Origin of the sequence: Clostridium simiarum, from assembly GCF_018919175.1 — a bacterium.
Taxonomy (GTDB): domain Bacteria; phylum Bacillota; class Clostridia; order Clostridiales; family Clostridiaceae; genus Clostridium_L; species Clostridium_L simiarum.
In genome coordinates, this window is record NZ_JAHLQL010000002.1 from 67,675 (window position 1) to 93,355 (window position 25,681).

Consider the following 25,681-nt stretch of genomic DNA (forward strand, 5'->3'; position numbering starts at 1 on the left):
AGGTTGCCATTTAAAAAACAGGGAGGGTTTGCAAATGTTAGAAATCGAAAAGCCAAAAATTGAGTGTGTAGAAGTTAGCGAAGATGGGAATTATGGTAAGTTCGTTGTAGAACCTCTAGAAAGAGGATACGGTATAACTCTTGGAAATTCCTTAAGAAGAATTCTATTATCTTCATTACCTGGTGTTGCAGCTAGATATGTGAAGATAGATGGTGTACTTCATGAGTTCTCCACAGTTCCAGGCGTAAAAGAGGATGTTACAGAATTAATATTGAATATTAAATCTCTTGCCCTTAGAATGACAGGTGAAGGTCCTAAAACTATATATATAGATGCAAAAGGACCTTGCGAAGTTAAAGCTGGAGATATAAAAACTGATGGTGATATAGAGGTTGTTAATAAAGATCTACATATAGCAACCCTTGATGATCATGCCAGACTATATATGGAGATAATAGTTGGAAGAGGAAGAGGATATGTTACACAAAACAAAAATAAAACAGAAGAGCTTCCTATATCAGCTATACCAATAGACTCCATTTATACTCCGGTTAAAAGAGTTAATTTTACCGTAGATAATACAAGGGTTGGTCAAATCACAGATTATGATAAATTAACTCTTGAGGTTTGGACAAATGGAACTATAAAAATAGAAGAGGCAATAAGCTTATCAGCTAAAATTCTAATAGAACACTTCAAGTTGTTCATGACTCTTACTGATCATGCAAATGATGTAGAGATTATGATAGAAAAAGAAGAAGATAAAAAAGAAAAAGTCCTAGAAATGACAATCGAAGAGCTTGATTTATCAGTTAGAAGTTATAACTGTTTAAAAAGAGCAGGGATAAACACAGTTCAAGAACTTGCCCAAAGATCCATGGAAGACATGATGAAGGTAAGAAATCTAGGAAAGAAATCCCTTGAAGAAGTAGAAAGAAAGCTTAAAGATTTAGGTTTAGGATTAAGACTAAACGACGAGTAAGGAGGTAAAGCTATGGCAGGATACCGTAAATTAGGTCGTCCAACCGACCAAAGAAAAGCAATGCTAAGAAATCTTGTTACTAGCTTCTTAAAGCACGGGAAGATAGAAACTACAGAAACAAGAGCTAAAGAAACAAGAAGTTTAGCTGAAAAAATGATCACTCTTGCAAAAAGAGGTGATCTTCATGCAAGAAGACAAGTACTTGCTTTCGTGACTGAAGAAGAAGTAGTAAAAAATTTATTTGAAAATATAGCTCCTAAATACGCTGAGAGAAACGGTGGATATACTAGAATGTATAAAGTAGGTCCAAGAAGAGGAGACGGAGCAGAAGTAGTTATACTAGAATTAGTATAATAATTTAGGGGATTAAGTGGCATTAGCTTAGTCCCCGTTTTAATATATCTATTTATTTTTATTTTTAGATATGCTATTTTATTAATATGTAAGTAGTGGAAAACAGATCCATGAAATCTGTTTTCCACTACTTACAAAGCTATTTTTATTATTTGGAGGACTATGTAATGAAGGATAATATGATTGAATGTCAAAACCTTACTTACAAATATATTAATGGAGAAGATAACTCTGAAAGGTATGCTATTAATGGTGTGAATCTTGAAGTTAATAGAGGAGAGTTTTTAGTAATTTTAGGTCATAATGGATCTGGAAAGTCCACTATGGCTAAGCATCTTAATGCTCTATTAATACCAACGAAAGGCAAAGTTTATGTAGAAGGGTTGGATTCATCTGATATAAATAATACTTGGGATATAAGAACTAAGGCGGGTATGGTATTCCAAAATCCTGACAATCAAATAGTTGCAACTATAGTAGAAGAGGACGTAGCTTTTGGACCCGAAAATCTTGGAGTCGAGTCTTCAGAAATAAGAAAAAGAGTGGATGAGAGCTTAGAAAGAGTAGGAATGTATGAATACAGAAAACATGCACCTCACCTTCTTTCGGGAGGACAAAAGCAAAGGGTTGCTATAGCGGGGATATTAGCTATGAGACCAAAATGTATAATATTTGACGAACCTACAGCTATGTTAGATCCATCAGGAAGAAAAGAAGTTATAAATACTATAAAACAACTTAATAAAGAGTATGGTATAACTATAATACTTATTACTCATTACATGGAAGAAGCTGTAGAAGCTGATAGGATAGTTGTTATGGATGATGGGAAGGTTATGCTTGAAGGAAAACCTAAAGAGGTCTTCAGTAATGTACCACTTATGAAAAAAATAGGGTTGGATGTACCACAAGTTACAGAATTAGCTTATGAATTAAATAAAAGTGGAATTAATATCAGTACGGAAATATTAACTATAGATGAGATGGTGAATGAATTATGTCAATTAAAATAGAAAATTTAACTCATATTTATATGAAAAATAGTCCTTTTGAAAAAAAGGCTTTAGATGATGTAAGTTTAGAGCTAAATGATGGTGAATTTATCGCTCTTATAGGCCATACAGGCTCTGGAAAGTCCACTTTAATCCAACATTTAAATGGGTTATTGAAACCTAATAGTGGTAAAATAATAATTGATGAAAAAGATATACTTAAAAAGGGTGTTAAACTTAGTGAAGTAAGAAAAAAAGTAGGGTTAGTATTCCAATATCCAGAATATCAACTATTTGAAGAAACTATAGAGAAAGATATTGCATTTGGTCCTAAAAATTTAGGCTTAGATGATGATGAAATATTAAAAAGAGTAAAAAGAGCTATGAAAATGGTTGGTTTGGATTATGAAGAATATAGGAATAAATCTCCTTTTGATTTAAGTGGTGGTCAAAAGAGAAGGGTCGCTATTGCAGGGGTAGTAGCTATGGAACCTAAAATTTTAATTTTAGATGAGCCTACTGCAGGACTAGATCCTAAGGGGAGAGACGAGATCTTAGGTCAAATTAAGGAATTACATAAAGATTATAATATGACTATAATACTAGTATCACATAGTATGGAAGATGTGGCTAAGGTAGCAGATAGAGTCATAGTTATGAGCAAAGGAAAATGTATATTAGATGGACAGCCAAAAGAAGTTTTTAAAGAAATTGATACATTAGAAAATGTGGGATTGGCTGCACCTCAAGTAACTTATTTAGTTAAGGAATTAAGAAATAAAGGTATGGATATTCCAGAAGAGATATTTACAGTAAACCAAGCTAAAGAAGCTATTTTAAAAATAATAGCCTCTAGCAAGAATGTAGGATTATAGGGGGAAGGCGGAAAGGACTTATGATAAAAGATATTACAATAGGACAATATGTACCAGGGGAATCTTTTGTTCATAAATTAGACCCCAGGACTAAAATTTTAATATCCATATTATTTATAATTCAATTATTCTTAATTAAAAGTTTTTCAGGTTATATATTTGTTTTAACTTTTATAGTTGGTACTGTATGCATAGCAAAGCTTTCACCAAGATATTTGTACAAAGGGTTAAAACCAGTTTTTGTTCTTATAATTATAACTGCGGCATTGAATCTATTTATGATAGATGGTAATGAGCTCTTATTTCAATGGAAATTTATAAAAATATATAAAGAGGGTTTAAGTACTGCGGCATTTATGGTTTTAAGATTAATATTTTTGATACTAGGAACTTCATTATTAACTTTAACTACTTCTCCTATTGAGCTTACTGACGGTATTGAAAGACTATTAAGTCCTTTTAGGAAGATAGGGCTTCCAGCTCATGAACTGGCTATGATGATGACTATAGCATTAAGATTTATACCAACTCTAATGGACGAAACAGATAAAATAATGAAGGCTCAAATGGCAAGAGGAGCAGACTTTGAAAGTGGAAATATAGTTCAAAAGGCTAAAAGTCTTATACCACTTTTAGTTCCTTTATTTATAAGTTCTTTTAGAAGAGCAGATGAACTTGCTATGGCAATGGAATCAAGATGTTATAAAGGTGGAGAAGGAAGAACTAGGATGAAGCAACTCAAAATGGAGACCATTGATTTTGCTGCATTTTTAATCTATTTTTCCTTAGCAGCACTATCTATAATGATATATTATATATAAATGGAATGATGGAATGAAAAATATAAAACTAGTAATTGAATATGATGGTTCTAATTATAATGGATGGCAAAGGCAAAAGAATGCCATAACTATTCAAGAAAAAATTGAAGAGTCTATCTTTAAGGCTACTGGAGAAGAAGTAAGTATAACAGGATGTAGTAGGACAGATACAGGGGTCCATGCAAGAGCTTTTGTAGCAAACTTTTATACTTCAACTACAATACCGCCAGAGAAGATAAAATATGCCTTAAATTCAAAACTTCCAAAGGATATAGTTATATTAAACTCAAAGGAAGTAAAAGCAGACTTTCATGCTAGATATAATTGCGTAGAAAAGACTTATTCTTATACCATATTAAATAGACATAATCCTTCAGCATTATATAGAAATTACATATATCATGTTAAAGAAAAGCTAGATTTAAATCTAATGAAGGAAGCTTGTAATTATTTTAAAGGCACTCATGATTTTACTGCCTTTAAGAGCACAGGAAGTTCTGTTAAAACTAGCACAAGGACTATTAAGAACATGGAGTTACATAAAGAGAGTGATTATATTAAAATATATGTAACCGCAGATGGATTTTTATACAATATGGTAAGGATAATAGTTGGAACTTTAATTGAAGTAGGTAAAGGAAAATTAGAACCTAAAAGTATAGCTAATATAATAGAATCAAGGGATAGAACTAAATCAGGTAAGGTTGTTCCAGCGGCCGGTCTTTGTTTAGAAAAAGTATTATATTAATTTTATAAATAACATTGACACGCCAGGGAGATTGTATTATAATGATAATGTTTGAAACAAGAATATTAGACTTAGTGTATAAGATCCACTAGCCCCGGATCTTGACATAGAAAGAGAAAGACAATAAAAGTCGTAGAAGAAGTTCAGGGAGGGAAAGAGATGAAATCATACATAGCAAAACCACAAGAGATTGATAGAAAATGGTATGTAGTTGATGCAGCAGGAAAACCATTAGGAAGAGTAGCAAGTCAAGTAGCATCTATATTAAGAGGAAAACACAAACCAACATTTACACCAAATGTTGATACAGGTGATTTTGTAATAATAATTAATGCTGAAAAAGTAGTCTTAACTGGAAAGAAATTAGATCAAAAGATGATGAGACATCACTCATTATATCCAGGCGGATTAAAAGAAACTCCATATAGAGAAGTATTAGCAAAGAAACCAGAATTCGTATTTGAAGAGGCAGTAAGAAGAATGCTTCCAACAGGAGTACTAGGAAGACAAATGTTAAAGAAACTTAAAGTATACAGAGGTTCTGAGCATGATCATCAAGCACAGAAACCAGAAGTTTTAGATCTTAAGTACTAAGAGGAAGCGAGAGGAGGAATTTAAATGGCTAAAGTTCAATACATGGCAACTGGTAGAAGAAAGAAAGCTGTAGCAAGAGTAAGACTTGTACCAGGAGAAGGAAAAGTAATTGTAAATAAGAGAGATATAGAAAACTATTTTGGATTAGAAACTTTAAGAGTTATAGCTAATCAACCATTAGTTTTAACTGAAACTAAAAATAAATTTGATGTTTTAGTAAATGTACACGGTGGTGGATACACAGGTCAAGCTGGAGCTATAAGACACGGTATAGCAAGAGCATTGGTTAAATGTGACGAAAACTTAAAGCCAGAATTAAAGAAGGCTGGTTTCTTAACAAGAGACCCAAGAATGAAGGAAAGAAAGAAATACGGTCTTAAAAAGGCTAGAAGATCACCACAATTCTCAAAGAGATAGTATATGGAGAGAGGGACAAACCTCTCTTTTTATTTTTGAAAAAAATTCAATTATTTTACTTAATCACCAATAATGTCAAAATAATTATCCTTATATTAAGATTAGGTTAAAAATCAAAAGATAGTATTAACAAATGTTAATATTTAATGTATTATTTTTATGATGAAAATTAAATTATAATGGGGGAATATGATTTTGGATGCAATATCAATGATAATAGGATTAATCGGTGGTTTAGGTCTATTTCTATTTGGTATGAAGCTTATGGGGGATGGACTAGAAAATGCAGCTGGTGAAGGCTTAAAGAATATACTAGAAAAAGTTACTTCCAATCCAATAATGGGAGTACTAATAGGTACTATAGTAACAGCTGTAATTCAAAGTAGTAGCGCTACTACAGTAATGGTAGTAGGATTCGTTAATGCTGGGCTTATGAACCTATCTCAAGCAGTTGGAGTTATAATGGGTGCTAATATCGGAACTACTATAACAGGTCAATTGGTGGCCTTTAAATTAGATCATATAGCACCAATATTTGTAGGTGTTGGATCAGCTATTGTTCTTTTCTCTAAATCTAATAAAAGAAGAGAATTTGGTAACATAGTTTTAGGATTTGGTATACTATTCATGGGTATGGGCATAATGGGAGATTCTATGAAGCCTATATCTAATGCTCCTCAGTTTCAAAATTTAGTTGTAGCTATTGGAGATAATTGGCTTATTGGACTTATAGTTGGTCTTGCTATGACTGCTATAGTACAAAGTTCTTCAGCTACTACAGGTATATTAATAGCTTTAGCTAGTACAGGATCCATAGATATGAATGTAGCCTTACCAATAATATTAGGATGTAATATAGGTACTTGTGTTACAGCTTTATTATCTAGTATAGGAACTTCAAAAACTGCTAGAAAAGCAGCTATTATTCATTTGTTTTTCAATGTTTTAGGAACATTAATATTTATCCCATTAAGGGGAGTTTTAGTAAATATAGTTCAATACATAAGTCCTATGGATGTAAAGAGGCAAATAGCCAATGCACATACAATATTTAATATAACTAATACATTAGTATTATTACCACTAAGTAAATATTTGATAATTGCAGCAAATAAATTAATACCAGGGGAAGATCAGGTAGAAAAAGTTGGAGCTACATTTATCGATGAGCGATTCCTAGAGACACCTGTAATTGCATTAGGACAGGTTATAAAAGAAGTTTCAAGAATGGCAAATAAAGCTAAAGAAAATCTTGAAATTTCTATGGGAGCTTTTAGAGAAAATGATGACCAATTAGTTTCTAAGGTCTATGAAAATGAAAAAATAATAAATGCTTTAGAGGAAGATATAACTACATATTTAGTTAAACTTTCTAAAACAGAGCTATCAGATGAGCAAAAAGGAATCATAGCTTCTACTTTCCATGTGGTAAACGACATAGAGCGTATAGGAGATCATGCTGAAAATATTGCAGATTTAACCAGTGAAAAGATAATAAAGAGATTAGAATACACTGCACAAGGTATGGGAGAACTTAAACAAATGTATGACTATACATTGCATGCCTTAGAGGTAGCTATAGAGAGTTATAAGATACATGATCCAAAGAGGATAGAGGAGGTATCTGCTATTGAACAAAGAATAGATGAGCTAGAAAAAGAATTTAGAGAAGCTCATATAAGCAGATTAAACTCTGGAGTGTGTTCACCTAATGCTGGAGCAGTATTTTTAGATATTATAAGTAATCTTGAAAGAATTGGAGACCATGCTAAAAATATAGCTGAAAATGTTACAAATACTTTTGCTTAAAAATATAAAGCATATTACATAAAATAGTAATCAGTTGTTTCGAATATAGAAGCAACTGATTTTTTATATAAATATTTAAATAATAAAATTTAACTTTATAGTTTTAATATAAAGATTTAGGGAATAATAAATTAGGAGATTTACTTACCAGAGACGCAAGAACATTAAGGAGGTAAAAACTTTGAAAAATATTGGTAGTATAAATAAGTACATTTTAAAGGGTTTAGTGATTGGTTTATTAAGTTTATGTGTTTTGCCCATTGGCTATAAAGCAAAAGCAGCAGAGAAGAAAGAAAAAATAATTCTCATTGATCCAGGTCACGGAGGCTTGGATGGAGGAGCAGTATCAAAAAACGGGTTTTTAGAAAAAGACATTAACTTAATTATAGGTAAAATGCTTAAGGATGAACTAGAAAAAGAAGGCTATCAGGTTTCAATGACAAGAGAAGAAGATAAGGGACTATATGATGAAAAGGGCACTGTGAGAGAGAAAAAGAATCAAGATTTAAACAATAGATGTCTTATGAAAAAGAAAACTAATTGTGATATGTTTTTAAGTATACACCTAAATATGTTTCCTCAATCCAAGTATTCAGGAGCACAGGTTTGGTACTCAGATTATGAGGAAAGTAAAAAGCTTGCAGGCATACTACAAAATACATTAAGAGAAGAATTAAATCCAAATAATAATAGAGAAGAAAAAGCGGCTTTAGATACTTATAAAATATTAAGAGATGGGTATAAGGCTCCATCTGTAATAATAGAGTGTGGTTTCCTCTCTAATCCTATAGAAGAGGAAAAATTAAGAACACCTCAATACCAAGAAAGTTTAGCTAAGGCTATAGCAAAAGCAGTAAATAAATATTATTCTAACTAATAATAAAAACTATCCCTTTTATATAGGGGTAGTTTTTATTATTGATTAAATCTAAAAATCAAGTAAATCTTACAAGTCTATAAAAATTTATTTATAAACAATAGAATTATTCTTATCTGTTATTATCCACCAGGTATTACCCTTTATAATGGAAATCTCATTTCCATTAAGATCATTTAGTTTTATTTTACCCTTATCTTTTTTCCATTCTATTTCTATTACTTTACCTCCCAAGAATAAAAGACCTTTGCCAGAAGTATCTCCACTGGAATCATTATTAACAAACTGAACAATCACATTAGTTGATTTAACTATTTCATTATTTAAATTATCAATATGTGGGGATGTATCTAAAAAGTGTTCATAGACACCATCTTTATAGACAAAATTAGAAGAATGCAAATTATTAAAATTAGCAAATATATACTGAGCATCCTTTGAACTCTTTTCTACATCTATAATATCTTTAAATTTAAACTTAGGAAGAGCTTCTAATTGTACTTTACATATTGATGATATAGGATAATTGTTACTTGGAAAAAAGTTGTAGAATATTGCCTTATAATTTACTTTATAATCCTCATTTAAAAATTCATAAACTATATCTGCTTTGCTAATTCCAGAAATTGAGCCATTTTCATATACATCAATATAAGTAACTTCAACAGGAAGTTCATTATTATTATAAACATCACTAAGTCTCTCACCAGTTATAGGAGAAACATTAATACTGTTGTGAGGGATATAGTTTTTCTTAAATTTTATATGCTGATATCCAATATAAATAATCATAATAATTAAAATTGTACATAAAGTAGCTATTATATAGTTAAAAATACTTTCTTTGTCCATTGAACTCCTCCCATAGTGCTAAGTATTTAAAATCAACATAACAATTTTATTTAAATATACTATTTGCGATTAAAAATTATGAATTAAATATTCAAAAATAGTTAAGTATTTATTAATATAAAAATAATGAAACAGGATATTATTAATATATTAAAAGATTCTAAGGTTTAATATTGTATGATTAAATTAATGGTTAACAAAGTATTAATTAAATTTTGAAAACGTATTGATTGGAGTATGCCATTATGTTATTATTTAATCGATGGACTAATGGCTTAGTCCAATAATACTTGGGAGGGTGATTGCCATAAATATAATAGTCGCTAAAAAGAGCGGAATACCGCTATATTTACAGGTTAAAAAGCAAATAATGGATCATATTAGAAATGGCTCTCTCAAGGTTGGTACCAAGATGCCAACAGAAAGGGAATTGGCTGAAACCTTAAAAGTTAGTAGAAATACTGTAAGTTCAGCTTATAAAGAACTAGAAAAAGAGGGTGTACTAAAGTCTTATCAAGGTAGAGGTACATTTGTGGCAGAAGAGGATAAGCCATGGAAGGAAAAGAATGTTAAAGATAAAATAATTAGATTTGTTGATATTGGAATAGAAGAAGCATTAGAATCAGGCATGGATATTGAAGAATTTTTAGATATAGTTACTACAAGAGTAAAAGAAAAGTCAGATTTTATGAGAAAATTAACTGCAGTTTATGTGGAGTGTAATATAGAGCAATCTAGAATGTTTAGCAGAGAGTTAAGTAGTGCAATGAATATGAATGTTGTGCCATTAACCATAGGAGATCTTAAAGAAATGAAGGAAGAAACTGTGGACATATTAGAAAAGTCCCAAGTGGTAATTGCAACATTTAATCATGTTAATGAAGTATCCAAGCTTATAGAAAGGTTTAATAAAGAAATATTTGGGGTAGCTATCAATGCAGATTTAGAGACTATAGTAAAGATTGCTAGGTATCCAAATGAAACAAAGTTTGGATTTTTGTGCATATCTGAAGAATTTATGTTTAAAATACAAAGGGCTTTAGAAAGTGCAGGTCTTGGAGGTATAGATATAAGATTTACTAATGCTCAAAATGAGAGTCAAGTAAAAGAGCTTATAGAGTCTTCTGATGTGATAATAGTGTCACCAGGTAGATACAAAGAGACAGAGAAGTTTAATAGAGATAAAAAAGATGTAATTAAATTTATCTATAGCTTAGATGATGGTTCTGTAAAGGCTTTAAGATCAAAAATATTAGAAATAAATCATAAAAACTAATAGTTAAAAATTTATGGATTAATTCATAAATTAAAATAAAAAGCAATCATAAAATTTCATTAATATTTTTAGGAGGCTTATAAAATGGAGAAAAAGACATTAGTTCTTGGTGTAATTGGTTCAGACTGTCATGCGGTAGGAAACAAAATTTTAGACTATGCATTAAGTGAAGCTGGATTTAACGTTGTGAACATAGGAGTTCTATCACCACAGGAAGACTTTATAAATGCAGCAGTAGAAACCAATGCAGATGTTATAGTGGTATCGTCACTTTATGGGCATGGAGAAATAGACTGTAGAGGTATGAGAGAAAAGTGTGATGAATCTGGATTAAAAGATATAATATTGTATGTTGGTGGAAACATAGTTGTAGGAAAACAAGAATGGGAAGATGTTGAGAAAAGATTTAAGGCTATGGGATTTAATAGGGTATTCCCTCCAGGAACTTCTGTAGATACTACAGTAGAATGTTTAAGGGAAGATTTAGGGTTAAAATAATAGCATAAATGGAAGTGAATATAATGGATGCATATTTATTAATAGATTTCGGTAGTACCTATACAAAGCTTACTGCTGTTGACATTGAAAAGGAAGAAATATTAGGTACTTCAAAAGATATTACCACCATAGAAGATAATATAATGACAGGCTTCGAAAAGGCTTATAAAAAACTCATGAGCCAATTAGAAGGAAAAAATATTAACTTTGTAAGAAAATTGGCTTGTTCTTCAGCAGCAGGTGGATTAAAGATGATAGCTATAGGTTTAGTACCAGATCTTACCGCTGAAGCTGCAAAAAGAGCTGCATTAGGTGCAGGAGCCAGAGTTTTAAAAACTTACAGCTATGAACTTACAGATATAGAAATGGAAGAGATTAAAAAATCCAATATAGATATAATACTACTAGCTGGAGGTACTGACGGTGGAAATAAAGACTGCATAATACATAATGCTAAAATGTTAGTAAAACACAATATGAAAATTCCAGTAGTAGTGGCTGGAAATAAGGTAGTTAATGATGAAATAAATAGATTATTTGGTGGTGCCAGTATACCATACTCTATTACAGAGAATGTTATGCCCAAACTAAATGAATTAAATGTAGAACCTGCAAGAGAAGAAATAAGAAAAGTTTTTATGGGCAGAATAGTAGATGCCAAAGGACTGAGAAGTGCAGAAGATTACGTAAATGGAATACTTATGCCAACCCCTGCCGCGGTATTAAAAGCTGCAAGGGTATTAAGTGAGGGCAGCGACAAAGAAGAGGGAATTGGCGAAATTGTTGTTATAGACATTGGAGGAGCTACTACAGATATACATTCTATAGCTGATGGGGAGCCTACAAAAGCAGGGGTTACATTAAGAGGATTAGAAGAACCCTTTGCAAAGAGAACTGTTGAAGGCGACTTAGGTATGAGATATTCTGCTTTATCTTTATGGGAAGCTGCTGGTACTAGGAAGATTAAAAAATATCTTAAAAATAAAGATTTAGATGTGGAAGAAAACTGTAGATTAAGATCGAAAAACATAATGATGGTTCCTAAAATAGGAGAAGAAACAGATTTTGATGAAGCTATGGCTAAAGTTGCTACAGAATTAGCTATGGAAAGACATTGTGGATATATAGAACCCGTGTATTCTCCACTAGGAGTTATATATAGCCAGTATGGAAAAGACCTTATGGAGGTAAAGTACATAATTGGTACAGGGGGAGTATTAGTTCACAGTGAAAATCCTGGAGAGATATTAGATTCTGCCTCCTTTTCTACAGAAGACTTAAATTCCTTAAGACCTCAAAGAGCTAAATTTTTATTGGATAAAACGTACATACTTTCAGCTATGGGCCTTTTAGCAGAGGAATTACCAGATGTAGCTGTGAAAATAATGAAAAAATATTTAAAAGAGGTATGTTCTTCAAAAATGCAAGAGAAAAAAGATCATGTGGATATAAAGATGGATATGTTTAAAGAAGAACTTAAAAATAAGAAGCAATTTGATAATCATTGTGATGGAGTATTTTAATTAAATTTTTATAGGCAATTATAATTTAAGAAGGGCAGGTACAAAAAGTGGAGTTAAAAAATAAAAAGTGGACAGAGGAAGAGTTTTTTAAAGAAAGAGAATTGGTTTTAAACCAATGGCCAACTGGTAAAGATGTAGATCTTCAAGAAGCAGTAGATTTTTTAAAAAAGGTTCCAGACCACAAAAGCTTTCCTAAAAAGCTTATAAAGGCTAAAGAGGAGGGAGTAACTTTAGCACAACCTAGAGCAGGAGTTGCACTTATAGATTCTCATATAAAGCTTTTAACTTATTTGCAAGATGAAGGGGGAGCAGATCTATTACCTTCAACTATTGATAGTTACACAAGACAAAATAGATACAATGAATGTGAAATTGGTATAAATGAGAGTAGAGCTGCAGGAAGATCATTACTAAATGGATTTCCTGGAGTAAATCATGGAGTAAGCGGATGTAGGAGAGTCTATGAAGAAATTAACCTTCCAATAGAATCAAGACACGGTACACCAGATGGTAGGCTTCTTGCAGAGATTACACATGCTGCTGGATGGACTTCTAATGAAGGTGGTGGAATATCTTATAATATTCCATATGCAAAAAGTGTAAGTATAGAAAGAACCATACTAGACTGGCAATACTGTGATAGACTTGCAGGGTTTTATGAAGAGCAAGGAATATCAATAAATAGAGAGCCTTTTGGACCACTTACAGGAACTTTAGTACCTCCAAGTACTTCTAATGCAGTAGCTATAGTAGAAGCTTTACTTGCAGCAGAGCAAGGAGTTAAAAATATAACTGTAGGATATGGACAGTGTGGAAATTTAATTCAAGACGTAGCTGCTATAAGAGCCTTAGAGGAGCAAACTGATGAGTATTTAAAAGCTAATGGATATAATGATGTTTATATAACTACAGTTTTCCATCAATGGATGGGAGGATTCCCAGCAGATGAGTCAAAGGCTTTTGGAGTTATATCTACAGGAGCAGCAGCAGCAGCTCTTGCAGGAGCTACAAAAGTAATTGTTAAAACTCCTCACGAAGCTATAGGGGTTCCAACTAAAGAAGCTAATGCAGCAGGTATAAAAGCTACAAAGGTAACTCTTAACCTATTAAGAGGACAAAAGATGCCTATGTCAACACAATTGCAAACTGAAATTGCTATAATCAAAGCTGAAACAAAATGTATGGTAGATAAATTATTTGAATTAGGTAAAGGAGATCTTGCAATAGGAACAGTTAAGGGATTTGAAGCTGGAGTTATAGATATACCATTTGCACCAAGCAAATATAATTATGGAAAAATGATGCCAGCAAGAGATAATAATGGAGCTGTAAGATACCTTAAATTCGGAAACGTGCCATTTACTAAAGAATTAATAGATTTTAATATGAAAAAGCTAGAGGAAAGAGCTGTCTTTGAAAAGAGAGAAGTAGGATTCCAAATGACTGTAGATGATATATTTGCAGTAGGAAAAGGAGTTCTTGTAGGAAGACCGGAGAAAAAATAAAATGGACAATAAATCTATATAATAATATGCCAAGGCATAGGAAATTTATGTATTCAATATAAAATATATTAATTGAAAAGAGGGCGTAAAAATGAAAATAGTTGACGTTGTTTGTTCAGCAGGAAGAACAGGATTTTACTTTGATGACCAAAGAGCTATAAAAGGTGGAGTAGAGCATGATGGTTTTACTTATGTAGGAGATCCAGTAACAGAAGGATTTAAGGCAGTAAGACAGGCAGGCGAATCCATATCAGTTATGTTCATATTAGAAGATGGTCAAGTAGCTCATGGAGATTGTGCAGCAGTACAATATTCAGGAGCAGGTGGAAGAGATCCTTTATTTTTAGCAGAAGAGTTTATACCTGTAATAGAAAAAGAAATAGCTCCAAAGTTAATAGGAAGAGAATTAAATAACTTTAAGGAGTTAGCAGAAGAATTTGATAAGATGCATATTAATGGGAAAAGATTACATACAGCCATAAGGTATGGAATAACTCAAGCTATATTAGATGGGGTGGCAAAGTCTAAAAAGGTTACTATGGCTGAAATAGTTAGAGATGAATATAATACAGGAGTTGATATAAAGAGAATTCCTATATTCACTCAATCAGGTGATGATAGATATATAAATGCTGATAAGATGATAATAAAAGGTGCAGATGTTATGCCACACGCTCTTTTTAATAATGTAAAAGAGAAATTAGGAGAAAAGGGAGAAAAGCTTATTGCTTATGTTGAGTGGTTAAGAGACAGAGTATTAAAGTTAAGAGATTCAGAAGAATATAATCCAATATTCCACATAGATGTTTATGGAACTATAGGAGTTGCGTTTAACTATGACACAGAAAAGATGGTAGAATACTTGAAAGTGTTAGAAGATGCTGCAAAACCATTCCATTTAAGAATAGAAGGACCTATGGATGTAGAGCATAGAGAAAGACAAATGGAAGCTTTAAGAGACTTAACAGCTGAACTTGATAAAAAGAATATTAATGTAGAATTAGTAGCTGACGAATGGTGTAATACTTATGATGACGTAGTACTATTTGCAGATAATAATGCAGGACATATGCTTCAAATAAAAACTCCAGACCTAGGCGGAGTTAATAATATAATAGAAGCTATATTATACTGCAAGAAAAAGGGTATTGGAGCTTATTGCGGAGGAACATGTAACGAAACTAATAGATCATCAGAGGTATGCACTAATATAGCTATGGCTTGTGGAGCAGACCAATGCTTAGCTAAGCCAGGAATGGGTGTAGACGAAGGATATATGATAGTAAACAATGAAATGAATAGAGTAGTTGCCCTTGTTAATAGAAGAAAAAATAATTAATAATATATTTTACATAAGGCAGTTTAATAATTAAACTGCCTTTTATCTCATTAAAAGGTTTTAATAGAGCTTTCAATGATGTAAATTTTTAAGTATAGTAAAAGAGTATGAGTATAAAAATAAAAAGGAGTGTTTTAGGTATGAAAGAAATTCACGTTTCAGACATTACTAATGCAGTAAGAAATCTATGCATAGATTCTAACTACTACTTATCGGAAGATGTAAGAAGTAGATTAAAAGAAGCTTATGAAAATGAAACTTGGGCTATAGCAAAGGACATATTAGACAAAATATTAGTAAATGCAGATATAGCTAAAAATCAAAGAATGCCAATGTGCCAAGATACAGGTATGACCTGCGTTTTTGTAGAACTTGGTCAAGATGTCCATATAATCGGAGGAAATTTAGAAGAAGCTATTAACGAAGGTATAAGACAGGGCTATGCAGAGGGATATTTAAGAAAGTCTGTGGTTAAAGATCCTTTAGACAGGATTAATACAAAAGATAATACTCCAGGAGTTATATACTACAATGTAGTTTCAGGCGATAAGCTTAAGGTAACTGTGGCACCTAAAGGATTTGGATCAGAAAACATGAGCCAATTAAAAATGCTAAAGCCAGCAGATGGAGTAGAAGGAGTTAAAAAATTTGTACTTGAAGTGGTTAAACAAGCAGGTCCTAATCCATGCCCACCAATAATTGTAGGGATAGGCATAGGTGGAACCTTTGATAAGGCTGCTAATCTAGCTAAAAAAGCATTAATTAGACCTACAGCTGAAAGAAATCCAAATCCTTACTATAGAGATTTAGAATTGGAATTATTTGAAAGTATAAATGAATTAGGGATAGGGCCACAAGGTTTTGGTGGAAGAAGTACTGCTCTATCTGTTAATATAGAGACTTATGCTACTCACATAGCTGGACTTCCAGTAGCGGTAAACATAAACTGCCACGCTACAAGACATGCTGAAATTGAATTATAATGGAGGTAACAAATATGGAAAAGAGAATAAGTACACCACTTACAGAAGAAAAAGTTAAAGATCTTAAAGCTGGGGATAGTGTATTAATCAGCGGAATTATATATACTGCAAGAGATGCTGCTCATAAGAGATTGGTAGATCTTATGGATAAAGGGGAAGAGCTTCCAATAGACTTAAGAGATGCTATAATATATTATGTAGGACCAAGTCCAGCAAAACCAGGTATGGCATTAGGTTCAGCAGGACCTACTACCAGTTATAGAATGGATCCTTATGCACCAAAGCTTTTAGATAGAGGCTTAAAAGGAATGATAGGAAAAGGCCTTAGGGGAGAGGATGTAGTTGATTCTATAATAAAAAACAATGCAGTTTATTTTGCGGCTATAGGTGGGGCAGCGGCTTTAATTGGTAAAGCTGTGGAAGAAGCAGAGTTAGTTGCCTATGAAGACTTAGGGGCAGAAGCTATAAGAAAGCTAACAGTAAAGGATCTACCAGTGGTAGTTGTTATAGATAGTAAAGGAAATAACCTATATGAAATAGGTCAAAAGGAATATTTAAATAGCTTAAAGAAATAAACCTTTAAATTAAGAGGAGTGATTTTAAATGAAGATCTCTAATGTAGCAAAATCTGGGACACTAGAATCTAATGATGTATTTATTATGGTTTCACCAAATGAAGAAGATATCATAGATATTCAATTAGAAAGCATAGTGATGAAGCAATTTGGAGAGCAAATATTAAAAGTTATAAAAGATACCCTAAAGGATTTAGGTGTAGAGGCTGTAACATTAAAAGCACAAGACAAAGGGGCACTAGATTACACCATAAAGGCTAGAGTTGAAACTGCTATAAAAAGAGCCATAGAAGCATAATTTATTAAATCCATAAAGGAACAATATTGTGAGGTGTATTAAAATGAAGAACTTAAGAAGGACTATGCTTTTTATGCCTGGAAACAATCCAGGAATGTTGCAAAATGCAGCTATAATGGGGGCAGACTCTATAATTCTAGATTTAGAAGATGCTGTAAGTCTTACAGAAAAGGATAGTGCAAGGATACTAGTAAGGGAAGCTATAAAAAATATAGATTACTCTAATGTAGAAGTAGTAGTTAGAATAAATCCTTTAGATACAGAATTCGGACACTTAGATATAGAAACTATAGCTAGGGTTAAACCAGATACAATAATGGTACCAAAAGCTGATGAAAAAGAGATAAAAGAAGCTCATGATATATTAGATAAGATTGAAGATATGGAAGGCTTTGAGAAAGGATCTATAAAGATTATACCTCTTATAGAAACTGCTTATGGTCTTGAAAATGTATATAGTATAATAAAAAGTTCAGATAGAGTGGTTGCTGTTTTGCTTGGAGGAGAGGACTTAACGGCAGACCTTGGTATAAAGAGGACAAAAGAAGGAGAAGAAATATTCTATGCTAGAAATAGAGTAGCAACTGCCTGCAAGGCTTGCAGGATACATTCAATAGATACTCCTTTTACAGATACCAATGATTTTGAGGGGTTAGAATCTGACACATTAAGAGCTAAGAGTCTTGGAATTACTGGAAAATCAGCTATTAATCCAAGACAGATAGATACTATACACAAAGTTTTTGCTCCTACAGAAGAAGAGATAAATCATGCCTTAAGAGTTTTAAAGGCTATGGAAGAAGCAAAAAAAGAAGGCAAAGGCGTATTCTCTTTAGATGGAAAAATGGTAGATGCACCTATAATAAATAGAGCGGTTACCACTGTGGAATTAGGGAAGATGTTAGGACTTATATAAAGATATAAATAATCAAAAAGGTGGGATAGACTTATGAAAAATTTCATAGGAATAGACATTCCTGAGTATATAGAAGGATATGGTAAGGTAATACCTTTCCAAGGTGCCTACGAAAATCCTGTAATAAAAAAGAAAAATGGAGTCAGAGAAAGTGCCGTAGGACCAAATGAAAATAAAGTATTAGAATCCATAGATGAGGCTTTAGATAAGGCTAATATAAAGGATGGAATGACTGTATCTTTTCATCATCACTTAAGGAATGGTGATTATGTTCTTAATATGGTAATGGAAAGAATTGCCGCGAGGGGTATAAAAGATATAACTGTTGCAGCTAGCTCCATATTCCCAGTGCACGCTCCTTTAGTAGAATACATAAAAGAGGGGATAGTGACACAAATAGTAGCCAGTTACATATCAGGTCCAGTGGCCAAGGCTATTTCAGAAGGACTTTTAAATAAACCAGCTATAATGCAAACTCATGGTGGAAGAGGAAGAGCCATTGAAAGTGGAGATATTCACATAGATGTAGCCTTTGTTGCGGCACCAGCTGCAGACAATTATGGAAATATAAATGGATTATATGGAAAATCAGCTTGTGGAGCCTTAGGTTACGCTATAGCAGACTGTCAGTATGCAGATAAGGTTATAGCTATAACTGATAATATTGTTCCTTATCCAAACTGTCCAATAGAGATAAGTCAAATATATGTAGATTATATTGTTCCTGTAGAATCTATAGGGGATCCTGAAGGTATAGTATCAGGAACTACAAAGATAACAAAGGATCCTGTAGGACTTAAAATAGCTAAAATGGCAGCTGGAGTAATGAAAGCATCGGGACTTATTAAAAATGGTATGTCCTTTCAAACTGGAGCAGGAGGAATATCTCTAGCTGTAGCTCAGGAATTAAAGGATATAATGATAAAGGAAGATATAAAAGGAAGCTTTGCATCAGGCGGAATTACAGGTTATATTGTAGATATGTTTAGGGAAGGCTTATTTGAGTATCTATTTGATGTGCAGTGTTTCGACTTAAAAGCCGTAGAATCCTATTCACAAACTCATAAACACCAAAGAATGTCTGCTTCTATGTATGGAAATCCACACAATAAAGGAGCAGTAGTAAATAATTTAGATATAGTAATATTAGGAGCAACAGAAATAGACACTAATTTCAATGTAAATGTTACAACTGGTTCAGATGGAGCGATAATGGGTGGATCAGGAGGACATAGTGACACTGCAGCAGGAGCAAAGCTTACTATAATAGTTTCTAATCTTATGAAGGCAAGACTACCTTTAATTAAAGATAAGATTACTACAGTAAATACCCCAGGAGAAACTATAGATGTATTAGTTACAGAAAGAGGAATTGCTGTAAATCCAAGAAGACAGGATTTAATAGAAAAGCTAAAAGCTACAAATCTTCCTGTAATGAGTATTGAGGAACTGAAATCTATATCTGAAAAACTTACAGGGAAACCAAAGGATATAGAAACAGAAGATAATATAGTAGCAGTAGTAGAATACAGAGATGGAACTGTAATAGATGTAATAAGAAAAACTAAATAACACAAATATATTTTGAATAATTTACAAAATGTATAATTAAACCCTAAGACCATCACTTTAAATATAGTATGTGTCTTAGGGTTATATGATAGGACAAATTTATGTAAGTAGGTGAGATAGATGGATGGATTAAAGATGGAAATTATTGACCTTTGTAATTTAGCGGAAAGAAAGAATGTAGAAATATTTTTAAGCGGATTTGACCTAGATTATGAAAAGGATATAGATTACACTTTAGTTTTAAAAGATGAAAAGGGTATTGTTGCAACTTGTTCTAAGGCTAAAAATATTTTAAAATGTTTTGCTATAAGTCCAAACCTTCAAGGAGAAGGAATAACAGCAACACTTATAACTAATCTTATAGATAAGCTTTTTTCAGAAGGAATATACCACAGCTTTATATTTACAAAGCCTGAAAATGTAGATATTTTTACATCCTTAGGGTTTAAGTTATTATATACTGCAAAAAAGGTGGCTCTTTTAGAAAATGGAATATATGACATTCACAGTTATCTTAAAAAGCTGATTAAAAAATATGATATAAACACAGATAAACCTAGATCAGCATTAGTTATGAACTGTAATCCATTCACCAATGGACATAGGTATTTAATAGAGAAAGCGTCGGAGGTTTCTGATGAAGTATTAGTATTTATAGTAGAAGAAAATAAATCCCTTTTTCCCTTTGAAGATAGATATAATTTAGTTAAAGAAGGGACGAGAGATTTAAAAAATGTTAAGGTAATACCAGGAGGTGAATATATAATTTCTTCAGCTACATTCCCTTCTTATTTTTTGAGAAAAGAAGACGATAAGTTAAATAGCTACACATCTATAGATGCAGGTATATTTGCTATGTATTTTTGTAAAATGCTAAATATAAATGAAAGATTTGTAGGAGAGGAGCCTTATTGCAAAGTAACTAATGCCTATAATGAAGCTCTCCTTGAAGAATTAAAGAACTTTGGCATAAAATTATCTATAGTTCCAAGAAAAGCTATAGATGGAGATGTTATAAGTGCCTCTAAAGTTAGGCAATTAATAAAAGCTAATGATATAAAAAATATAAAAGGGTTAGTTCCAAAGGAAACCTTTGATTTTTTAAATAGCAAAAAGGGAAAGGAGATAGTGGAGAAAATCAAGGTAAGTGAATCTCCACATTAGATATGAAATATACTCCAAAAGATATTCTAATTGAAAGAGAAAAAAGAGTAGAAATGATACAAGAAATTATAGAAAAATTCAACAAAACATTAATATTTATAAGAGTAAATTATCCAGGAGTACAAAAAGAAAATGAACTAACAAAAGATATAATAAAAGCTATGGATAAGTTATTAAGTAGATTGTTTGAAGATGTACTAATACTTAAACTTTTAACAATAACTGCAGAAGGACCTAACATTACTATGGCTATAGATAAAGATCCTTTGGAGATAAAAAGGATTTGTATTGAAATTGAAGAAAATCACCCCTTAGGAAGGTGTGTAGATATAGATGTTTATAGACCTGACACAATGGAAAGTATAGGAAGAGAAGAAATGGGTATAAAACCAAGAAAATGTTTTCTATGTGAAGAAATAGCCCAGGTATGCGTAAGAAGTAAAAGACATGATATTAAAGAGGTCATAAGGTACATAGAAAGATGTTATATAGAATTTGAGGGTTACATAAATGGATAATAGAAAGTACATAAAAGACATATCATTCTCTCTAGGAGAATTGGCAACTCAAGCTATGTTATATGAAGCTTCAGCTTATCCTACTCCAGGTCTTGTTTCCCCTGTGAATTCAGGAGCACATGAAGATATGGATTATTATAGCTTTATAGATAGTACAACTTCCCTTATGAAATTTATGATACTTTTTTCAGAGGAAGGATACTCCAAAAGAGAACCTAAGGATATATTTAAGTCAATCAGGCTCTTAGGTATAGAAGCAGAAAAAAACATGTTTTTAAAAACTTCTGGAGTTAATACTCATAAGGGTATGCTATTTATAATGGGTATAACTATTGCTGCTGTGGCTAAAAGTCTCTATGAAAAAAGTGATTTTAATTCTATTCAATGTAATATAAAAGCTATGACAGAAGGGTTAACACAAGAAGATTTCAAAGATATTCATTTAAAAAAGAACTTATCCCATGGAGAAGAATTATATTTAAAACATAATATAAAAGGTATTAGAGAAGAGGTAGAAAAAGGTATTCCACTTGTTTTTGATTATTCATTGAATTTTTATGAAGAAAATAAGAAATTAGCTAAAAAATCCAGAATAGTACATACTCTTATGGGAATAATGCAATACTGCATGGACACCACTATATTACATAGGCATTCCTTAGAGGTGTTAGAAGAAGTAAGAGAGAATTCAAAAAGGATCATAGATTTAGGTGGAATGTATACAAAAGAAGGAATTGAAGAAATAAAAATCATGGAAGAGGATTTTATAAAAAGAAGGATAAGTCCTGGTGGCAGTGCCGACATTTTAGCTGTCACAATATTTTTAACAGAGGTAAAAAAGAAGTTTTTTAATACTTTATAGGAAGGGATAAGCAGTATTATGGATAAAAAATTAAGAAATAAACTTATAATATTTGGGATACTGTCCTGTGTAGGGATTTTTATAATCATTTATACTGGTTACGAAAATAAAAATAAATTAAAAAAGGTTCAAGAAAGTCAGCAGGAAATCATTAAAGAAAAACAAGAAGAAAACGCAAAGATAGAAGCTGAAAACAAGAATATAGAAGAACTAGAAAGTAAAAATCAAACTGCTCTATCTAAGTTTTACGAAGGAAAATATATTGAAGCAATAGAACAGAGCGATGAAATTATAGCCTTAGATCCAGAAAATTATAAAGCATATAATACAAAAGGTATAGCTATAAGCTATAAAGGAGATTTTGAAGGTGGCATGGAAAACATAGATAAATCTTTAGAAATAAAGCCTGATTTTGGATATGCAAGATTTAATAAAGCTTTAGCTTATGAGCTTTTCGGAAAATATGATGAATCTTTAAAATGGTATGATAAAGCCTTAGAGGTTGAAGATTATGTATGGAGCTACTATGGAAAGGCCAGTATATATGGAAGATATGGAGATTTGGAAAATACTTTAAAATATATGAAAAAGGCAATAGAAATAGACCCTAAGGTAAAGGAAGCGGCAAGGGAAGAATCAGACTTTAATAATGTAAGAAAATATAAAGAGTTTAATGAATTAATTAGCAAATAAATTTTAAGTATCAACATCAATAAAAGGTATGGATTAGATTTATATAAAATAACCGAATCCATACCTTTTATATTATTTTAGTTCATTATTTACGTGAGGATTAATCCACAGATAATTTTTTAATCCACAAGTATTCCGTATTTTTTACACTTTAAAGATATGGTTCTGTGGGTAAGTCCTAAAGCTTTTCCTGCCTTGTTAAAACTTTTATATTTTTCCATAGCAAGCCTTATTATTTCCTTCTCGTATTCTTGAAAGGTTAAAATCTCACCATGGGGAGTGTTAATTAAATTAGTATCCTTCTGTGGGTTTTTTTGAAGATATACGGGTAAATCTTCAGGTTTAATTATACTTTCATCACAAAGGTTCATAGCTCTTTCTATTAAATTTTGTAGTTCCCTTATATTTCCGGGCCAGTGGTACTCCTGTAGTAATAAAAGGCTATCTTCACTTATGCCCTTAATGTTTTTATTTAGCTTTTTATTTAATTTTAGTATAAAGTGTTCTACTAATAGCTCTATATCCTCTTTTCTTTCTTTAAGAGGAGGTATTTGAATAGGAATTACATTTAATCTGTAGTATAAGTCCTCTCTAAAGGTCTTATCCTCTATCATTTCACTTAGATTTCTGTTAGTTGCAGCTATGACTCTAACATCAATCTTTTGGGGAGATAATCCACCAAGACTTTCTATCTCCATTTCCTGAAGCACCCTTAATAGTTTAGCTTGCATAGCAAGGGGCATATCTCCTATTTCATCAAGAAATATAGTTCCACCATCTGCAATAGCGAATTTACCTGGTTTATTTTTAATTGCTCCAGTAAAGGCACCTTTTTCATATCCAAATAATTCACTTTCTAAAAGATTTTCTGGAATAGCAGCACAGTTAACTTTAACAAAGGGTTTATCCTTTCTTTCGCTATTATTATGTATAGCTTTAGCTATAAGTTCCTTACCAGTACCACTTTCACCAGTTACAAGTACAGTGGAAGTGCTTTGAGAAGCCTTCCTGCAAAAGTCTAAAACTTTTTTTAAACCTTTGTTTTCACCTATTATGTCACTAAAGGTACGATTTAAACCAGCATGTTTTATAAGTTCTTCTTTGTAGTAATCAAGTTCCGTTTGAGATTTTTCAAGTTTACCCATTAAATCCTTAATATCTTCCACTTTTTTAGAAGTAGATATAACACCTTTAAACTCACCATCTATAAAAATAGGCTCCACAGTGGAAATTATATTTATTCCATCCTTTTTATATATTATATTTTCTATTTTTTCCTTTGATTTAAAAACCTGCATTCTAAGACCTTTAGGAGAAAGGTATTTAAGGTGTTTACCTAATATAGAATTAGAAGTTAAATTATAGTTTTCTTCGTAAGCTGGATTTACGTAACTTACATATCCATTTTCATCTATAAAGCAAATCATATCATGAGATGAGGCAAGGATTTTTTTAAAACGTTCATTAACTTCCTTCATGCCTACTATTTCTGAAACGTCTTGAAACACACCAATTGCCCCAATAATTTTATCTCCAGAAAATATAGGACTTCTGTTTACCATAGTAATATGATTATTCATATGTTGTATTTTACCTAAATGTTTTTCTTTTGTTATAATTATATTAGGAAGGTCAGAGTTTGGTATTATGTCTTTTACATTTTTACCTAAGACATCTTTATAATTCTTTTCTATAATTCTTAAGGCATAATCATTTATAGTAGTTATATTGGAGTTAATATCTATTACAACTATTCCTATAGGAATATTTTTTACTATTTGTTCATTAGCTATATTGGTTTCTTCTAAGATAGCATCTATGGCTTTCATATGCGGAGTTGTTCCAGATAAATCTTTTGTTATAAAAGAGCTAAGTTCTTCTATAGCTTTTATTGCTTCCTTAGAATCTTCCTTAGTAGAAATATTTATACTGTCATTTTCTTGAATTTTTAAAGATAAAAGAGCTAACATACTTACAGCAATAGGTTCTTTAGTATCCTTTGTGCTTACATAAATTCTTATACCATATTTTGCAATTAACTCATCGCACTTATTTACAACCATGGCTGCTACCCTTGTATGTAACCCATTGTGGATTTTTATTACTAAATCTTTTGAAAACATTATATATCATCCTCATTATAAAAGTATGATAAAAAGTATCAAGTCTATTAAAAACCTTGATACTTTTTATCAACCTTATCATACTACAACAGCAAATATAAATCTAGTAAAAAAAAGTAATAATTTTGTAAAAGATTCAAATGTAAAGGTTTAAAGAAATTTTAAAAATAAAACATTAGTTTAAAAGAATATTTATTTTCAATAAGGTAAAGTATAAAAAGTATATTACGCCTATTATTGTAATATATACATAATATAGTTGATAAATTTTATCAAGGCATTTAAATTTAAAAAATTATATTATAAATGATAAGGTATAAGATAATGCTGTGGTTATAAGATTATCATTAGATTTTTAATTAAATCAACTTATTTTTTATTTTGGCATGTATATTGCTTTAAATATTTTAGTAAAACTTATATTTATATATATTAAGAATATATTAAAGATAAAATTATTAATATAATTTACATCAGTTAATAGATAATAGAAAGGTAGGTGAAAATCCTGACTT

Annotated in this window: 26 protein-coding genes; 24 read left to right on the forward strand and 2 right to left on the reverse strand. The window is 31.5% G+C overall.

Features of this window, described 5'->3' with window-relative positions:
* The first annotated feature begins 34 nt into the window (after positions 1–34).
* From KQI89_RS08315 to cwlD, 10 genes are all read left to right on the forward strand, one after another.
* Positions 35–982, forward strand: a complete 948-nt coding sequence (locus tag KQI89_RS08315; RefSeq protein ID WP_032120424.1) for a DNA-directed RNA polymerase subunit alpha — start codon at positions 35–37, stop codon at positions 980–982.
* Between the two features lie 12 nt (positions 983–994).
* Complete coding sequence (gene rplQ, locus KQI89_RS08320) at positions 995–1,336, forward strand: 50S ribosomal protein L17 (protein WP_032120425.1); 342 nt, start codon at positions 995–997, stop codon at positions 1,334–1,336.
* A 167-nt stretch (positions 1,337–1,503) separates the two neighbouring features.
* On the forward strand, positions 1,504–2,349 hold the full coding sequence (locus tag KQI89_RS08325) for an energy-coupling factor transporter ATPase (RefSeq protein ID WP_216456728.1): 846 nt from the start codon (positions 1,504–1,506) through the stop codon (positions 2,347–2,349).
* Entirely contained in the window at positions 2,334–3,203 is an 870-nt protein-coding gene (locus tag KQI89_RS08330) for an energy-coupling factor transporter ATPase (protein WP_032120427.1), read from the forward strand. The genes KQI89_RS08325 and KQI89_RS08330 overlap by 16 nt, the downstream gene beginning before the upstream one ends.
* A gap of 20 nt (positions 3,204–3,223) precedes the next feature.
* Positions 3,224–4,024 carry an energy-coupling factor transporter transmembrane component T family protein gene (locus tag KQI89_RS08335; protein ID WP_032120428.1) on the forward strand — a complete coding sequence of 267 codons (801 nt, stop codon included), beginning with the start codon at positions 3,224–3,226 and terminating at the stop codon, positions 4,022–4,024.
* A gap of 13 nt (positions 4,025–4,037) precedes the next feature.
* The gene (gene truA, locus KQI89_RS08340; RefSeq protein WP_216456729.1) at positions 4,038–4,772 is read left to right on the forward strand and encodes a tRNA pseudouridine(38-40) synthase TruA; all 735 of its coding nucleotides are present in this window, start codon (positions 4,038–4,040) and stop codon (positions 4,770–4,772) included.
* A 159-nt stretch (positions 4,773–4,931) separates the two neighbouring features.
* Positions 4,932–5,366 carry a 50S ribosomal protein L13 gene (gene rplM, locus KQI89_RS08345; protein ID WP_032120430.1) on the forward strand — a complete coding sequence of 145 codons (435 nt, stop codon included), beginning with the start codon at positions 4,932–4,934 and terminating at the stop codon, positions 5,364–5,366.
* A 24-nt stretch (positions 5,367–5,390) separates the two neighbouring features.
* Positions 5,391–5,783 carry a 30S ribosomal protein S9 gene (rpsI, locus tag KQI89_RS08350; protein ID WP_032120431.1) on the forward strand — a complete coding sequence of 131 codons (393 nt, stop codon included), beginning with the start codon at positions 5,391–5,393 and terminating at the stop codon, positions 5,781–5,783.
* Between the two features lie 189 nt (positions 5,784–5,972).
* Positions 5,973–7,592, forward strand: a complete 1,620-nt coding sequence (locus KQI89_RS08355) for a Na/Pi cotransporter family protein (protein WP_246583032.1) — start codon at positions 5,973–5,975, stop codon at positions 7,590–7,592.
* A 190-nt stretch (positions 7,593–7,782) separates the two neighbouring features.
* Positions 7,783–8,469 (forward strand): N-acetylmuramoyl-L-alanine amidase CwlD, encoded by a 687-nt coding sequence (gene cwlD, locus KQI89_RS08360; RefSeq protein ID WP_216456945.1) that lies wholly within the window; start codon positions 7,783–7,785, stop codon positions 8,467–8,469.
* Positions 8,470–8,556: 87 nt separating this feature from the next.
* Here the strand turns inward: cwlD and KQI89_RS08365 are convergent, their stop codons facing one another.
* Entirely contained in the window at positions 8,557–9,321 is a 765-nt protein-coding gene (locus KQI89_RS08365) for a DUF3048 C-terminal domain-containing protein (RefSeq protein WP_216456731.1), read from the reverse strand.
* A 298-nt stretch (positions 9,322–9,619) separates the two neighbouring features.
* On the opposite strand from KQI89_RS08365, the gene KQI89_RS08370 reads away from it, so the two are divergent.
* The 14 genes from KQI89_RS08370 (at position 9,620) to KQI89_RS08435 (ending at position 23,043) form a co-directional block, all read left to right on the forward strand.
* A complete protein-coding gene (locus tag KQI89_RS08370) occupies positions 9,620–10,597 on the forward strand; it encodes a GntR family transcriptional regulator (protein WP_216456732.1) in 978 nt (325 codons plus the stop codon).
* Positions 10,598–10,681: 84 nt separating this feature from the next.
* Positions 10,682–11,095, forward strand: a complete 414-nt coding sequence (gene glmS, locus KQI89_RS08375) for a methylaspartate mutase subunit S (protein WP_032120435.1) — start codon at positions 10,682–10,684, stop codon at positions 11,093–11,095.
* Positions 11,096–11,118: 23 nt separating this feature from the next.
* Positions 11,119–12,618, forward strand: a complete 1,500-nt coding sequence (glmL, locus tag KQI89_RS08380; RefSeq protein ID WP_216456733.1) for a methylaspartate mutase accessory protein GlmL — start codon at positions 11,119–11,121, stop codon at positions 12,616–12,618.
* Positions 12,619–12,665: 47 nt separating this feature from the next.
* Positions 12,666–14,123 (forward strand): methylaspartate mutase subunit E, encoded by a 1,458-nt coding sequence (locus KQI89_RS08385; protein WP_216456734.1) that lies wholly within the window; start codon positions 12,666–12,668, stop codon positions 14,121–14,123.
* 91 nt (positions 14,124–14,214) lie between these two features.
* Positions 14,215–15,462: a methylaspartate ammonia-lyase gene (locus KQI89_RS08390; RefSeq protein ID WP_216456735.1), complete on the forward strand. Its 1,248-nt coding sequence runs from the start codon at positions 14,215–14,217 to the stop codon at positions 15,460–15,462.
* Between the two features lie 140 nt (positions 15,463–15,602).
* Complete coding sequence (locus KQI89_RS08395) at positions 15,603–16,445, forward strand: fumarate hydratase (protein WP_216456736.1); 843 nt, start codon at positions 15,603–15,605, stop codon at positions 16,443–16,445.
* Between the two features lie 14 nt (positions 16,446–16,459).
* A complete protein-coding gene (locus tag KQI89_RS08400; protein WP_216456737.1) occupies positions 16,460–17,020 on the forward strand; it encodes a Fe-S-containing hydro-lyase in 561 nt (186 codons plus the stop codon).
* A 28-nt stretch (positions 17,021–17,048) separates the two neighbouring features.
* Positions 17,049–17,318, forward strand: a complete 270-nt coding sequence (gene citD / locus KQI89_RS08405; RefSeq protein WP_216456738.1) for a citrate lyase acyl carrier protein — start codon at positions 17,049–17,051, stop codon at positions 17,316–17,318.
* 43 nt (positions 17,319–17,361) lie between these two features.
* Positions 17,362–18,234 carry an HpcH/HpaI aldolase/citrate lyase family protein gene (locus KQI89_RS08410; RefSeq protein WP_216456739.1) on the forward strand — a complete coding sequence of 291 codons (873 nt, stop codon included), beginning with the start codon at positions 17,362–17,364 and terminating at the stop codon, positions 18,232–18,234.
* 33 nt (positions 18,235–18,267) lie between these two features.
* A complete protein-coding gene (gene citF / locus KQI89_RS08415; protein WP_216456740.1) occupies positions 18,268–19,806 on the forward strand; it encodes a citrate lyase subunit alpha in 1,539 nt (512 codons plus the stop codon).
* 120 nt (positions 19,807–19,926) lie between these two features.
* Positions 19,927–20,970 carry a [citrate (pro-3S)-lyase] ligase gene (citC, locus tag KQI89_RS08420; protein WP_216456741.1) on the forward strand — a complete coding sequence of 348 codons (1,044 nt, stop codon included), beginning with the start codon at positions 19,927–19,929 and terminating at the stop codon, positions 20,968–20,970.
* Positions 20,971–20,972: 2 nt separating this feature from the next.
* Entirely contained in the window at positions 20,973–21,488 is a 516-nt protein-coding gene (citX, locus tag KQI89_RS08425; protein WP_216456742.1) for a citrate lyase holo-[acyl-carrier protein] synthase, read from the forward strand.
* Positions 21,481–22,350 (forward strand): triphosphoribosyl-dephospho-CoA synthase CitG, encoded by an 870-nt coding sequence (citG, locus tag KQI89_RS08430; protein WP_216456743.1) that lies wholly within the window; start codon positions 21,481–21,483, stop codon positions 22,348–22,350. The genes citX and citG overlap by 8 nt, the downstream gene beginning before the upstream one ends.
* 18 nt (positions 22,351–22,368) lie before the next feature.
* Complete coding sequence (locus tag KQI89_RS08435) at positions 22,369–23,043, forward strand: tetratricopeptide repeat protein (RefSeq protein ID WP_216456744.1); 675 nt, start codon at positions 22,369–22,371, stop codon at positions 23,041–23,043.
* Between the two features lie 119 nt (positions 23,044–23,162).
* Here the strand turns inward: KQI89_RS08435 and KQI89_RS08440 are convergent, their stop codons facing one another.
* On the reverse strand, positions 23,163–25,166 hold the full coding sequence (locus KQI89_RS08440) for a sigma 54-interacting transcriptional regulator (protein WP_216456745.1): 2,004 nt from the start codon (positions 25,164–25,166) through the stop codon (positions 23,163–23,165).
* Between the last annotated feature and the right edge of the window lie 515 nt (positions 25,167–25,681).

Bases quoted from the DNA above. Each gene is read 5' to 3' on its own strand.
- glmS (WP_032120435.1), top strand. From the start codon at position 10,682: ATGGAGAAAAAGACATTAGTTCTTGGTGTAATTGGTTCAGACTGTCAT.
- KQI89_RS08355 (WP_246583032.1), top strand. From the start codon at position 5,973: ATGATTTTGGATGCAATATCAATGATAATAGGATTAATCGGTGGTTTA.
- glmL (WP_216456733.1), top strand. From the start codon at position 11,119: ATGGATGCATATTTATTAATAGATTTCGGTAGTACCTATACAAAGCTT.
- KQI89_RS08315 (WP_032120424.1), top strand. From the start codon at position 35: ATGTTAGAAATCGAAAAGCCAAAAATTGAGTGTGTAGAAGTTAGCGAA.
- citG (WP_216456743.1), top strand. From the start codon at position 21,481: ATGGATAATAGAAAGTACATAAAAGACATATCATTCTCTCTAGGAGAA.
- KQI89_RS08435 (WP_216456744.1), top strand. From the start codon at position 22,369: ATGGATAAAAAATTAAGAAATAAACTTATAATATTTGGGATACTGTCC.
- KQI89_RS08335 (WP_032120428.1), top strand. From the start codon at position 3,224: ATGATAAAAGATATTACAATAGGACAATATGTACCAGGGGAATCTTTT.
- rplQ (WP_032120425.1), top strand. From the start codon at position 995: ATGGCAGGATACCGTAAATTAGGTCGTCCAACCGACCAAAGAAAAGCA.
- citC (WP_216456741.1), top strand. From the start codon at position 19,927: ATGGATGGATTAAAGATGGAAATTATTGACCTTTGTAATTTAGCGGAA.
- citD (WP_216456738.1), top strand. From the start codon at position 17,049: ATGAAGATCTCTAATGTAGCAAAATCTGGGACACTAGAATCTAATGAT.
- rpsI (WP_032120431.1), top strand. From the start codon at position 5,391: ATGGCTAAAGTTCAATACATGGCAACTGGTAGAAGAAAGAAAGCTGTA.
- citF (WP_216456740.1), top strand. From the start codon at position 18,268: ATGAAAAATTTCATAGGAATAGACATTCCTGAGTATATAGAAGGATAT.
- KQI89_RS08410 (WP_216456739.1), top strand. From the start codon at position 17,362: ATGAAGAACTTAAGAAGGACTATGCTTTTTATGCCTGGAAACAATCCA.
- KQI89_RS08440 (WP_216456745.1), bottom strand. From the start codon at position 25,166: ATGTTTTCAAAAGATTTAGTAATAAAAATCCACAATGGGTTACATACA.
- truA (WP_216456729.1), top strand. From the start codon at position 4,038: ATGAAAAATATAAAACTAGTAATTGAATATGATGGTTCTAATTATAAT.
- KQI89_RS08330 (WP_032120427.1), top strand. From the start codon at position 2,334: ATGTCAATTAAAATAGAAAATTTAACTCATATTTATATGAAAAATAGT.
- KQI89_RS08400 (WP_216456737.1), top strand. From the start codon at position 16,460: ATGGAAAAGAGAATAAGTACACCACTTACAGAAGAAAAAGTTAAAGAT.
- rplM (WP_032120430.1), top strand. From the start codon at position 4,932: ATGAAATCATACATAGCAAAACCACAAGAGATTGATAGAAAATGGTAT.
- KQI89_RS08325 (WP_216456728.1), top strand. From the start codon at position 1,504: ATGAAGGATAATATGATTGAATGTCAAAACCTTACTTACAAATATATT.
- KQI89_RS08365 (WP_216456731.1), bottom strand. From the start codon at position 9,321: ATGGACAAAGAAAGTATTTTTAACTATATAATAGCTACTTTATGTACA.
- KQI89_RS08395 (WP_216456736.1), top strand. From the start codon at position 15,603: ATGAAAGAAATTCACGTTTCAGACATTACTAATGCAGTAAGAAATCTA.
- citX (WP_216456742.1), top strand. From the start codon at position 20,973: ATGAAATATACTCCAAAAGATATTCTAATTGAAAGAGAAAAAAGAGTA.
- KQI89_RS08390 (WP_216456735.1), top strand. From the start codon at position 14,215: ATGAAAATAGTTGACGTTGTTTGTTCAGCAGGAAGAACAGGATTTTAC.